Annotated in this window: 9 protein-coding genes; 8 read left to right on the forward strand and 1 reads right to left on the reverse strand. The window is 55.5% G+C overall.

Going from position 1 to position 13,234, the window contains the following annotated elements:
* The first annotated feature begins 214 nt into the window (after nucleotides 1-214).
* Nucleotides 215-2,779: a magnesium-translocating P-type ATPase gene (gene mgtA / locus KTE_RS38560; protein WP_374226883.1), complete on the forward strand. Its 2,565-nt coding sequence runs from the start codon at nucleotides 215-217 to the stop codon at nucleotides 2,777-2,779.
* 435 nt (nucleotides 2,780-3,214) lie between these two features.
* On the opposite strand, the gene KTE_RS38565 is transcribed toward mgtA, so the two are convergent.
* Entirely contained in the window at nucleotides 3,215-4,381 is a 1,167-nt protein-coding gene (locus KTE_RS38565; RefSeq protein ID WP_201391361.1) for a cell wall metabolism sensor histidine kinase WalK, read from the reverse strand.
* A 768-nt stretch (nucleotides 4,382-5,149) separates the two neighbouring features.
* On the opposite strand from KTE_RS38565, the gene KTE_RS38570 reads away from it, so the two are divergent.
* From KTE_RS38570 to KTE_RS38600, 7 genes are all read left to right on the forward strand, one after another.
* A complete protein-coding gene (locus KTE_RS38570) occupies nucleotides 5,150-7,507 on the forward strand; it encodes a phosphoketolase (protein WP_201394504.1) in 2,358 nt (785 codons plus the stop codon).
* 114 nt (nucleotides 7,508-7,621) lie between these two features.
* Nucleotides 7,622-8,878 carry an acetate kinase gene (locus KTE_RS38575; RefSeq protein WP_201391363.1) on the forward strand — a complete coding sequence of 419 codons (1,257 nt, stop codon included), beginning with the start codon at nucleotides 7,622-7,624 and terminating at the stop codon, nucleotides 8,876-8,878.
* 193 nt (nucleotides 8,879-9,071) lie between these two features.
* Nucleotides 9,072-11,039 (forward strand): FAD-dependent oxidoreductase, encoded by a 1,968-nt coding sequence (locus KTE_RS38580; RefSeq protein ID WP_201391365.1) that lies wholly within the window; start codon nucleotides 9,072-9,074, stop codon nucleotides 11,037-11,039.
* Between the two features lie 136 nt (nucleotides 11,040-11,175).
* Complete coding sequence (locus tag KTE_RS38585) at nucleotides 11,176-11,826, forward strand: hypothetical protein (RefSeq protein WP_201391368.1); 651 nt, start codon at nucleotides 11,176-11,178, stop codon at nucleotides 11,824-11,826.
* 16 nt (nucleotides 11,827-11,842) lie between these two features.
* Nucleotides 11,843-12,511, forward strand: a complete 669-nt coding sequence (locus KTE_RS38590) for a hypothetical protein (RefSeq protein WP_201391370.1) — start codon at nucleotides 11,843-11,845, stop codon at nucleotides 12,509-12,511.
* A gap of 138 nt (nucleotides 12,512-12,649) precedes the next feature.
* A complete protein-coding gene (locus KTE_RS38595; RefSeq protein ID WP_201391372.1) occupies nucleotides 12,650-12,838 on the forward strand; it encodes a hypothetical protein in 189 nt (62 codons plus the stop codon).
* A 21-nt stretch (nucleotides 12,839-12,859) separates the two neighbouring features.
* The gene (locus tag KTE_RS38600) at nucleotides 12,860-13,039 is read left to right on the forward strand and encodes a VIT1/CCC1 transporter family protein (RefSeq protein ID WP_255553086.1); all 180 of its coding nucleotides are present in this window, start codon (nucleotides 12,860-12,862) and stop codon (nucleotides 13,037-13,039) included.
* Nucleotides 13,040-13,234 lie beyond the last annotated feature (195 nt).

Raw genomic sequence — 13,234 nt, forward strand, 5'->3', positions numbered from 1 at the left:
TGAGGTTGCAGGAACATACCTGCAGTTTCCATACAAGTGGAGAAATGTGTGAGGAAAGGGCTTTGACAATAGCTATTGTCAAAGCCCTTTGGTAGAGGAAGCGTACTGCACCGGTGCATCTCTACGGCCATTGTCCTCTTCGGGAGGACGCTCGGTAACACACGCTCATGCCAGCATCTCGTGAAACAAGAAAGGAACCATGCCCGTGCCCCCAATAGTTACCCAGCAAACAACTGCTGAAGCCAGCGCACCTCTGTCGACTACGTTGGCAAAGGACGTCCTCACCTACTCGCTGCCGGAGCTGTACGTCCGGCTTCAAACCTCTGAAGAGGGCTTGAGTACCGAGGAAGCCCATCGTCGCCTCAAAACGAGCGGGCCCAACGAAACCGCCAGCGCACCCCACATGGCCGGGATCACGCAATTTTCCCGCCTGTTCCTGAATCCCCTGGTCATCATTTTGCTCATTGCCAGTGGGGTGACTGCTGTCTTGGGTGAAGAAGTCAGCGCAAGCATCATTGTGCTGATTGTGCTGTTCGGCATCATTCTCGACTTTATCCAGACGTACCGGTCGCAACGGGCAGTTGAGCGGCTGCGCGCCGGAGTCGCGCCGATGGCAAGCGTGCTGCGAGATGGACGATGGCAAGAGCTTCCTCGTCGTGAGGTCGTGCCCGGTGATGTCATTCGTCTGACCGCAGGCGATCTCGTCCCTGCCGATGCTCGTCTGCTCCAAACAGTTGATCTGCATGTGCAGCAGGCAGCGCTGACTGGAGAATCCCTCCCGGTCGCCAAAACGGCTGAGTTAGAGGAAGGCGGTGGATGGGCCCTCGCGGAAAAGCAGAATGGAGTCTTTCTCGGCACCTCTGTCATCAGCGGCACCGCGACTGCTGTCATCACCGCGACCGGCAGGGCAACCGCCTTTGGCGATATTGTCGAGCATTTGCGGCATCGGCCGCCGGAGACCAATTTTGAGCGGGGCACTCGTCGCTACGCGCTCCTGATTATGCAGACGGTCTTTTTTCTGGTCCTCTTTATCTTTCTCATTGCCGTCTTGTTTCATCATAACCTTTTCGAGTCGGTGCTGTTTGCGATTGCGCTTGCCGTTGGCCTGACGCCAGAATTCCTGTCCATGATCACGACAGTGACACTGGGTCAGGGCGCCGTGCGGATGGCCAGGCAGAAAGTGATTGTGAAGCATCTGGAATCCATGCAAAACTTTGGCAGTATCGATGTGCTCTGCAGCGACAAAACTGGAACGCTCACTGGCGGGGCCATAGCACTGGATCAAGCGCTGGACCTGGCGGAACAGGCATCCGAGCGGGTGTTCCTCCTTGCCTATCTCAACAGTTCGTATGAGACCGGCATTCGCAGCCCCCTCGACGAAGCGATCGTTCAGCACAAGCAGCTCGACCTGGATGCCTACCGCAAACAAGCGGAACTCCCGTTTGATTTCGAGCGGCGGCGCCTCTCCGTGGTGGTTGCCAAAGGGGAACACGCCACCCTGATCACCAAAGGGGCACCGGAAAGTGTCCTGGAGGTGTGCGACCAGTACGAACTCGATGGGACTCCTCATCCGTTGAGTACCGAGGACAGAGAGCACTATACGCAGGTATCTCAGCGCCTGAGTGCTCAGGGGTTCCGCGTCCTGGCTGTTGCTTTTCGCGCAGTTTCCCCAAAGCCTGCCTACCACATCTCGGATGAGCAGCATCTGATCCTGGCGGGTTTCGTGACGTTCGCTGACCCACCACTGTCGGATGCAGCAGCGGCCCTGCAGGCCCTCGCGCGCGACGGCGTCCAGGTGAAGATTTTAACTGGAGATAACGAGCTGGTGACGCGCCACGTTTGCTCACTGGTGGGTCTCCCGGTGGATTCAATGATCCTGGGAAGCGACCTGGACCACATCAGCGATGCTGCGCTTGGTCACATCGCGGAACAAACGCAGGTGTTCGCGCGCGTCTCACCCGCGCAGAAAAACCGCATCATTCTGGCGTTAAAGCGCCGGCATCACGTCGTAGGTTTTTTGGGAGACGGCATTAATGATACTCCCTCACTGCACGCTGCGGATGTGGGTATCTCGGTGGCCTCCGCAGCCGATGTTGCCAGGGATGCAGCCGACATTGTGCTCCTGGAGCGCAGCCTGCCGGTCCTGCATCAGGGCATTCTGGAGGGGCGCAAGGCCTTTGGCAACGTCATCAAGTTTCTGTTGATGGGAACGAGTTCCAACTTCGGTAATATGTTCAGTATGGCCGGGGCTTTCCTCTTTTTGCCCTTCCTGCCGATGCTGCCAACCCAGATCCTGCTCAACAACTTCCTCTACTCCCTGGCGCAGGTGACCATTCCAACGGATCGGGTCGATGCCAGCTTTATGCGGAAGCCACAACACTGGAATATTCGCCTGATTCGCAACTTTATGGTGTTTATCGGCCCGGTGAGTTCGATCTTCGATTTCCTGACCTTCTGGCTGATGCTGTCTGTCTTTCACGCATCTGAGCCGCTGTTTCAGACTGGCTGGTTTGTCGAATCGCTGGCAACCCAGACGTTGGTGCTCTTTGTGATCCGCACTGCTGAAAATCCTCTCCGCAGTCGCCCCAGCCGTCCCTTGGTCATCACGACGTGTCTGATTGTGGTGGTGGGACTGGCTCTTCCTTTTATCCCATTTGTTGCCCGTCTTTTTGGCTTCGTGCCTCTGCCAGGGCTGTACTTCCTATTCCTGGCGGCGATGACCCTGACCTACTTGCTCTTAGTTGAAGCAGTGAAACGACCGATTATGCGAAGGAGTTGAGTGGACTGGAAATGGTGAGCGCAAAAGCCTCTCTCGGACGGCTTGTACGTAGTCGCCCGCTTGCCGCAAAGCGAATGGGGTTTGCCCACGGTTGAAACCGAAAGTTGGAAGTAGCATCGAGGCATTTGAAAAAAGAAGGTGAATGAAACCCTCCTCTGCACATTGCGCAGAGGAGGGTCCATGCGTCTCCTAGCGTACCATCCTTGAACCGCAGGGTTGGCCCCAGACGTTTTGGCGAATGCCCCAGCCATAAGCGGAAGCGGTAAGGTGCCTGCACGATACTCCTGCGCCAGTTGCTCGGGTGTGCTTTCGTGGACATGCTCAACGATGTCGGGATGAGCGGCTACTTGAAACAAGCCCACTCGACGAAGGGCCTGAGCAAGGGGTACACTTGCTCAAAGGACAGTTGAACACGCCGAGGAAAGGCTACCTCCTTCACACGGCTTTCCTGATTGGTAACCAGATATGGAACGTGCTACCTTTTCCGACCTCGCTCGCTACCCAGAGGCTTCCTTTATGCAGATCAACGATATGTTTGCAGATCGAGAGCCCCAAACCAAGCCCGTTGACTTCACGGATCAAGCTCATATCTACTTGGCGAAAACGGTCAAAGATGCTCTGTTGATGGCTATGAGGAATCCCGATACCGTGATCGCGCACCCGGATCTCCAACATGGGAGGAACTGTTTCACCTTCTGACCAGGTCTGTCTGAATTGGCTCTTTTCTTCCTGCATTGCTCTAAGTTCGGAAAGTGGTACCGGACGCAGCAAGACCTCAATTTCTCCCCCCTGCGGAGAATATTGGAGAGCGTTGTGGAGCAAATGCTCAAGCATTTCTCGCAAACGTTGTCGGTCGGCCTGGATTACAGGTTCGTCCAGTGTGGGAGAGCCATCTTCATCTTCTAGAGAGAGAGAAAAGTCCCCTTCTTGTGAAGAAGATGTATTTTCTTGCTCCCAGCGCACTTTGGCTGTCAGAAAAGACTCACGCGCGAGCACTGCAACATTAACGCTGCTGAATTCAAATAGAGCTATTCCTGCTTCCAGTTGGGACAGCTCTAAAAGGTTGTGAATACGTTTTGTCAGACGCGTGCTCGCATCATCAATTGCCAGAAGAAATTCGTGGCGTTCCTCCGGTTGGATACGTTGCTCGTGGCGCAGTAATATTTCCACATAGCCCTTGATAGCTGCGAGCGGGCTCCGTAATTCGTGGTTTAATGTTGCTAGCAACTCCGCTTGTACCAGTTCCTTCTCCTGTTTTCTTACAGGAGAAGGAACTGGTGATGGTGCGCCTACAAGCGCAAGGAACATCATCATCAGCACTGTACCAGCCGCTTCTTGTATGCATAAAGGGAGAGATGCTGGTAGCGTTGACTTGATACCACTGCTCTCGGACACTTCCTCTGGAACGAAGCCTTCCTGGAAGAGGAGGAACTCTACATGTGAAGGTAAATGGGGAGAATGAATATGAGCTTCGGCCTCGTCGCTAGATGTCGCCCCTTGCTCGAACGTCAACTCAGCTGGAACAGCTTGAGAAGGGACCGCAACTGGCAGGTGATAGAACGTGCACTCCACGACGCCTGATAGAGGCTGTTCGTTGAGCACGTTGGGGGAACGACGTGCTATCGTTTGTGCCACGTCCTCTATGCTGATTCCTTGAGACGCCAGAAGATACCAGCGTTTCTTCTCCCCTGAAGAGGAACGCGGAACCACAGGAAAATGCTGGGAGACGGGGTTAGGGCCCTCGCCCAGCAGAGATGTTTGCTCTGGGAAGAGAAGGGCACCTTTTTGTGAAGCCGTAACATGCAAGAGACGCTGTAGGAGACGCGTAGCCACTGTAGCTACTTCTATTTCCTTAGTGAAAAGTTGCCTTCCAACGAAGCGAGCAAGCATGATCAGGTCGAAACATGGGGGGGTAGATGTACTCTTCTCTGGCGGAGAAGAGCAGCTACAGGATGGTCGCTCTTGGGCAATCACATTATCTTCCTTACTAAACGGGATATGTTCCTATTCTGTCTTTGTATCCTACATCACTAAGAACACAAGGGAACCTCTACTGGCCCAGAAAATATCACAATCAGGTCACAAAAGGGAGTGCATGATGATATCCTTGCCCTGTACGCAATTTTCTTACGCATGGAAAATAGCCGGGTTCATCATACGTGAGAGAGAGATCTCACCACACAGCCTGCCCAGGGCAAGCTGTTTCTTTGTCACTGGTCGTTCACAGGGACCAGGCAACGTACAGCGATGAGAGGCTCGTATACGCATTGTGTGGTTGTGCCCCATTTTTGTGAGCAGATCGTGTCATCACTGCGCTATCCTCTCTAGAGGACCAGTAATTAGAGAGACACATTTTACAAGGAGGGTATGATGCCACTGCTTGATCCGGCATATCTTGATTTGCTCCATCGCTATTGGAATGCAGCGAACTATCTCACCATCGGACAAATTTACTTGCGGGAGAATCCTTTATTACGGGAACCACTACGCCCCGAACATATCAAGCCGCGACTCCTCGGCCATTGGGGAACGTCACCGGGTCTGAGCTTCATCTACGTGCATCTGAATCGCCTGATTAAAGAATATGACGCCAATATGCTGTACCTGGCCGGCCCTGGACATGGTGGGCCTGCGATCGTAGCGAATGTCTATCTGGAAGGCACATATACAGATATCTATCCTCACATCACCCAGGATGCTGAGGGCATGCGTCATCTCTTCCGCCAGTTCTCGACACCGGGGGGCGTCCCAAGCCATGTCAGTGTCCCTACCCCAGGTTCTATTCACGAAGGAGGAGAGCTTGGCTACGTACTTTCACATGCCTTCGGCGCGGCATTTGACAATCCGGATGTGATTGTTGCCGCTGTTATCGGTGATGGAGAGGCAGAGACAGCGCCACTAGAGGGAGCCTGGAAAAGCATCAAGTTTTTGAACCCGGCTCGTGATGGGGCTGTGCTTCCTATTCTCCATCTCAATGGATATAAGATCTCTGGTCCAACCGTGCTGGGACGTAGCAGTAACGACGAGATAGGCAGTCTCATCGCGGGTTATGGCTATGAGGCCCATTTCATTGAAGGCGACGATCCTCTGCACATGCACCAGGTTTTTGCTGAGACGCTCGATACCTGCTATCAGCAGATCCGTTCTACGCAAGAGGAGGCGCGCAGGAATGGTGTCAGCATGCGACCAAAGTGGCCTGCCATTATTCTACGTACCCCCAAAGGATGGACAGGGCCAAAAGAAGTCGATGGTCTCCCCATTGAAGGGTCGTTTCGCTCACACCAGGTGCCGATAGCGGAGGTCAAAACAAAGAGCGAGCACTTGCGTCTGCTTGAGCAGTGGATGCGCAGCTATAAACCGGAAGAGCTTTTTGACGAGCACGGGCGTCTTCTTCCCGAGCTTGCAGCGCTCGCCCCCGTAGGAGAGCGTCGCATGGGAGCCAATCCGCATGCAAATGGAGGGAAGGTGCTGGATGACCTGGATCTCCCAGGCTTTACAGATTACGCTCTTGAGGTGCAGCAGCCTGCACGTGAACGCCACGAATCCACCCGTAAGCTCGGCAAGATGATGCGTGACATCTTTACCAGGAATGCGCAGCAGCACAATTTTCGCCTCTTTTGCCCTGATGAAACCAATTCCAACCGCCTTGGGAACGTGTTTGAAGTTGGGAATCGCTGCTCGGTTGAAACCATCATGGCCAATGATGATCATATCTCCGCAGATGGACGCGTCATGGAAGTGCTCAGCGAGCACCTCTGCCAGGGCTGGTTAGAAGGCTATCTGCTGACAGGACGACATGGCGTCTTTGCGACGTATGAAGCCTTCTCGATGGTCTCGGCCTCCATGACCATTCAGCACGCAAAATGGTTGGAGGAGCAGATCAAACTCCCCTGGCGCGAGCCAATTGCATCGCTCAACATTCTGTTGACCTCAACCTGCTGGCGCAATGACCATAATGGGTTTAGTCACCAGGGACCCGGGCTCATCGATACCGTGCTTTCAAAAAAAGGGACAGTGGCGCGCATTTACTTACCACCAGATGCCAACTCGTTACTCTCTGTGGCCGATCATTGCTTCCGCAGTCGCAACTATGTGAACTTGATCGTGATTGATAAGCAGCCACAATTGCAATGGCTGAATATGCAGGACGCGGTCGCGCATTGCGCGCGAGGATTGTCGACCTGGCACTGGGCCAGTAACGATGACCAGGTCGAGCCAGATGTCGTGCTTGCCTGTGCCGGTGACATTCCCACGCAGGAGACGATTGCGGCGGCCTGGTGGTTACGTCGACATCTCCCAGAATTGAAAGTGCGTGTCGTGAATGTCGTTGATCTCATGACGCTCTATCATCCCTATCTGCACCCGCATGGCCTGGATGAGGCGACATTTGCCGAGCACTTTACGCAGGATAAGCCTGTCGTGTTCGCTTTCCATGGGTATCCACGAGCGATTCACGAGATCATACACGGGCGTCCCAACACGCCTCGCTTCCATGTGCGTGGCTTCAACGAGGAGGGCACGACGACGACGCCCTTTGACATGGTAGTGCTGAATGGCATGAGCCGTTATCACCTCTGTATCGAGGCGATGCGACGTGCTCCTCGTGTGCGAGCGCTCACCCCTCCTCTTATCGCTGAGTGCAACGATCAGCTTGCTCGGCACAAAGCCTATGTGAGAGCCAATTTTGAAGATATGCCGCACGTACGTGATTGGGTATGGACTGACTGAGAGAGTATTCGCACTTGTTAGGAAGACGCAATGCCTGCCAAGCCATGGAGGAATGGGTGATCCTGGCAGGCATTGTTGTGTTCCGCTGGTAATCTATCCTCAAGGAGGAGCCTGGTGAATATCCTGGTGTTAAACGCGGGGTCAAGTAGTTTGAAATGCTGCCTGTACGTTGTCTCTGGCAACTTGCCAGGTGAGCCACCGGCAGCAACGTGGGCCGCTCATCTGGAGCAGATGGGGAGTAAACAGATGCAACTGCATGTGGTAACCAGCGCTGGTCGCCACACTGAACAGACCTTTACGGGCAAGATAGAGTGGTCCCTTGCCGTAGCACATACTATCAGGACCCTGTGGAGTGGTCCAACGCAGGTACTCACCCGATCTGCGGAAATTGATATTGTCGGGCATCGTGTGGTCCATGGTGGCGCGCAGTATGAGAATGGAACCCTCATTACACCAGCAGTCAAAGAGGCCATTGCGCAGCTCGCGTTATATGCCCCTCTACACAATCCAGCGGCCCTCGAGAGTATCCACAGCATCGAAGCCTCTTTGCCACAAACGCCACAGCTTGCCGTCTTCGATACGGCATTTCATCGTCATCTCTCACCTGCTGTCTCATATTATCCCGGCCCATACGAATGGATTGCCCAGGGCATTCGTCGCTATGGCTTTCATGGGCTGAGTCATCAGTATTGCTCGCAACGCGCCGAATCGCTGTTGGGACGCCCTCTTGCGTCGTTGAAACTGGTGACCTGTCACCTGGGCAATGGGTGCTCGCTTGCGGCAATCTCACACGGGCAGAGTGTGGATACAACGATGGGGTTTACGCCGCTGGAGGGGCTCATGATGGGGAGCCGTTCTGGCTCCATCGATCCGGGCATCTTGCTCCACCTGCTACGCCACCAGGGCTATACCATCGAACACCTGGATACGGTCCTCAATCAAGGCTCTGGTCTGCGTGGGATCTCAGGTCTATCTCACGACATGCGGGACGTGCTCGCAGCGGCAGAGGCAGGGAATCCACGCGCGGTGCTGGCCAGAGACATGTACGTGTATCGACTTCGAACTGCTATCGGGGCCATGCTTGCGGCGCTGAGCGGCATGGATGCGCTTGTCTTTACTGGTGGCGTGGGGGAACACGCTGCTCCTATACGAGCGGCGGTCTGCCAGGCATTCGGCTTTCTGGGGCTTCAGCTTGATGAGGCCAAAAATAGCGTCGCAGGATCGACAGATGACCAGGACATCGCTACTCCTACTTCACATATTCGTGTCCTGGTCGTTCATGCCCAGGAAAACTGGGTGATTGCGCAGGAATGCTGGCGCTGGAAAATGGGCCAGCATTCCTCTCAAGAAGACCTGAAATGCCCAGGATGAGCAGATCCTTGCGTACCGTGTCACGCTTGATAGTTAGCTGTGATTCCAATGTCAATCGGCGTGATACTGATGTGATAGATCGGCTTTATACTCTTCTTCAAAGGAAAGATGTGGCAACGTCTTTACAGCAAGCGAGAACACCCGACTGGAATCGTGTGAGTGCGAACGAGCTGTTTCGCACAAGGAGGTGAGTATGGCCTATCGTTTTCATGTCAACTCAAGCGCATGCATTAATTGCGGTATTTGTATGGATCTCTGCCCAGTGCGCTGTCTGGATATGACTCGCCCGTCAGGAGAGGGAGAGCGAGGGCAGGAGCAAGAGCTGCTCAGCCCCACTCCTGGCAAGTCAGCCGCACGTAGCTGGATGATGCTGGCCCCAGTCCAGGTAGCAGACTGCATCGGCTGCCAGGTCTGCGCACAGGAGTGTCCGACGAATGCTATCACCATTGAGAAGAGCCTAGAGGAGATCGCGTTTGCGCGGCGTGGCCCTCTTACGTATCTGCCGCCAGAGGGTGGCTGGTTGCCGCTTGACGCCTATACTCGCGCCACGCCTGAAGAGCCTGGGGAAACGCCCTGGGGCGAGGGTCGTGCCTGGCATGTTGCCGAGCGAAAGGCTATCTGGCAAAGCTGGCGAAGCTGGCTAGGAGAGCGCAAAGAAGATCTGCGCGCTCCCTGTCAGGCGGCCTGCCCAGTAGGTACTAACGCAGGTTTGTATGTGAGCCTGATCGCCGAGGGACGAGACGAGGAAGCGCTGCGGGTCGCCTCAGAGTCCAACCCGTTTCCCTCCATTTGTGGTCGTGTTTGCACGGCTCCTTGTGAAGATGCGTGCCGACGGGCCGAATTTGACCTGCCGATTGCCATCCGCGACCTGAAACGCTTCGCCACCGATCATTCTTCCAACACACGGGTGATCCCGCATCCTACGCAGCACCATCCCGAGCGTGTCGCGATTGTGGGCGCTGGTCCGACTGGCCTGAGCGCGGCCTACTACCTGGCTCGCCGTGGCTATCGCGTCACGATCTTTGATGCTATGCCAGTGGCCGGTGGCATGATGGCCGTCGGTATCCCCGAATATCGCCTGCCCCGCGCGGAACTCAACCGCGATATCGAGGCCATCCGCGCGCTTGGGGTGGAAATGCACTTCAATATGGCCATCGGACGAGATATCTCGCTCTCTCAACTCCAGCAAGAGTTTGACGCGGTGTTACTGGCGGTTGGAGCGCAGCGTAGCCAGCGCCTGGGGATTTGGGGCGAATTGCTCTGGGAAGGAGTCATTCCGGCGACGACCTTCCTCAAAGCGTTTAATCTCCAGCCAGAGACCAGGCTCTCCGGAAAGGTGGCGGTGGTCGGCGGCGGTAGCACTGCCCTGGATGCCGCGCGTTCGGCCTTGCGCGCTGGTGCGCAACAGGTCAGCATCCTCTATCGCCGCACACGCATGGAGATGCCCGCGCAGGTTGAAGAGGTACGGGCGGCACTGGAGGAAGGCATTGCGCTTCAGGAATCGGTTGCTCCAGTGCAGCTCCTCGGCGCGGATGGTAAGCTAGTCGCGGTTCGCTGCCAGCGCATGCTTCCTGGTGAGCCAGATGCTCAGGGCAGGCGCAGACCAGAACCGGTGCTTGGGACCGAGTTCGATCTGGAAGTCGAGACCATCCTGGTGGCTATTGGCGAGGCCCCCGATCCTGCATTTTTGCCGGAGGGCACCAGTGTCGGCGTGGCTCCTTGGGGTGGGTTGCTCATCAATCCAACCACGTTGGCGACCGGGGCCCCTGGCGTGTTTGCTGCCGGGGATGTGACCTCTGGCCCGACAGACATCATTCATGCGGCGGCTCATGGCCGCAAAGCTGCGCAATCAATTCACGCGTATCTGCGTCAGCTCTCACCGAGCGCAGTGAGTGAATTGCCAGAAGATGAGTTTCAGACAGCTTCAACGCTGCCCTCTGGTGGCTTGATTACTCTGGATCTGCGCGCGACCCCGCGCGCGATTATGCCGCTGCGCCAGAAAGACGCGGTCAGCAATCGCTCGCAGGAATTCGCGCTCGGCTTGACAGAAGAACAGGCCCGTCGCGAGGCGAGTCGCTGCCTGCGCTGTGATGTTGCGTACCTCTGTCCGAGTGTGCATGTAGTTGCGGCGAAAGAAGGTAAAGCAGCAAAAAGAGACTAAAAACTGGTCAGAGATGAATTGTTGACATGAGGAACAAGTGTCTCTTGCAAAAGAGATGCTTAGAGTATCCGAGCTCTTGCGGGGTGCTAGCCATGCACTCATACCTCGCAAAAGAGAAAGAACGAGGAGAGACGCGATGACACCCGATCAACTGACACAGGCCATTGTGAATGGGGTAAATGCCGGTGGCGAGCAGTTTCTGGAAGGAACGCTAGCAGCGGCGCTGCCGATCATCTGGCTGGTGATCCTGGGCCTGCACCTGGCTCGCCCATACATTCTCGATATGATCGATCGTTTTACCTTGCGCCTGGGCGCGGACCTGCTCTGGCTGGTCTACATTGCCTTGCGTGACCTGCTGATTATCTCCGGCGTCATAATGAGCTTTATGTTCTTCTTCCCGGATGTGGTCACAACCGATCAGCTCCCGCTTACCGGAGGGCTGGCGGCGGTCTGCCTCTTTGGAGCCCTGCTGATCAAGCTGATTGGTGATCCTGATCACAACCTGCGCGATTTTCGTTTGACGACCTTGCTCCTGGCGGTGGGCGCTGCTTTCTACTTTATACCCTATGTGCTGGGTGTGCAATCGAACAGTGTGGTAAGCGGCACCTTGGCAAACATCAGTTCCTTCCTGGTTACCAGTAGCAATCCGCACTGGGCCGTTGGATTGGGGTATGTCTCTGTTGCCCTCCTGGCAATCTTGGGTGCAATCGCTGCGGGCTATAGCTTAAAAACCGGCGGCCGCGCCAATGAAACAGCGATCTCAGAATCATCGTCTTCGACGAAATAAGAAGGAGAGAAAAGCCATGAAACCCGATGATGTCGCCAATGCAATTACGAATGCGCTTGTCCAAGGTGGATCACAATGGCTGATTGCCACGATCGTCGCTTTCCTTCCCGTCCTCTGGACGATGACCTTGATGCTGCATCTGGGCCGTCCATATGTGCTGCGCACCCTGCGCCGCTGCGGCCTGCGCCTGGGCGCGGATATCTGGTGGATGTCGTACCTGCTCATGCGCGATGCTGTGCTGTTAATGACCTTTGCGCTGAGTTGGATCTTCTTTGCGCCTAATATCGTTGTCAACCAGGCCCTCCCGCTCACCGGGCCGCTGGCCGCGCTGTGCCTGCTGCTGGCTCTGGCGGTGAAGCTCTCGCGGCGGGTCGACGATGATGTGACCGCCTATCGATTGGCGACCGCGTTTCTCGTCCTGGGTGCGACCCTGTATTATGGGGCGCTGGTCTTCGCGATCGAGGCGAATAGCCAGGGCTACCTGGCTGGCTTTGCCCACATCTTTACCAGTAACGCGAATCCGACGGTTGCATTGATCGTCATGTGGATTGGATTGGTGGGGGTGATGCTCATTGCCGGCTGGCTGTTTGTGCGCGCTCTCCAATCGGCGAACCGCACCATGGCGCGCCGACTTACCACCTCTCGTTCGCAGCCAGCCACGGAGCAGGGTCCTGTGGCCCCATAACATACAACAACCCATGGGATGCGCAACGAGATACCCTTTTGGCTAAAGGCCCTTCGCAGGCTCGCTCAATGCTTTTCCTTTTTACTGGCAAGAAATCAGGCATACCTCTGCCTTATGGAAGCAGGAGAGTCTGGAAAGATGCTTTCAAGCCAACTTACTGATGAGCTTAAACTCGTTGCGCATCCCATAGGCAGCCCTACACTTTTTGAGACGGCCCATGAGCAGTTGAACGAGATGGGAAAGGTCTTGAGGACGGTGCTACACCAACTCATCGTCGAAGGAAAAGGAGACGGGGTTAGCGAGAGCGTCGGGTTTGTCACTCTATGAAAACGGGTCAAGGTCACCCTCCTGGCGTTATTGATCTTTGGCTATGACAAAAGTCGCTTCACCGATATCAGGCCTCTACGTAGCGCCTTGCAGACCGCCGTTATTGGTGGGTTAGCGGCGGCAGCAGCCTTTCTGATCGCGCGCCATTTCATGGTCAGTCTCTGGGCGCCTTCATCCATTCAGTGGATAAGGCGCAAATGATGGGTACGTAAAGCGCTGAATAGGCAGGGGTGGTTAAAGCGACGCACATACCAACAGTGCAAATTCCTGGCCACAGTGAGCGCAGAAAAAGCCGCCCTGGTTATGATGCTGGCCTCCCATGGCCGTCAACTGGTGTTCTGCCGGTTGAATTCGCAGTGGCGCCCTGGTGGCACCAGGTCTGTGGCGATAACGCAA

The organism is Ktedonobacter sp. SOSP1-85, from assembly GCF_016587415.1.
Taxonomy (GTDB): Bacteria; Chloroflexota; Ktedonobacteria; order Ktedonobacterales; family Ktedonobacteraceae; genus Ktedonobacter.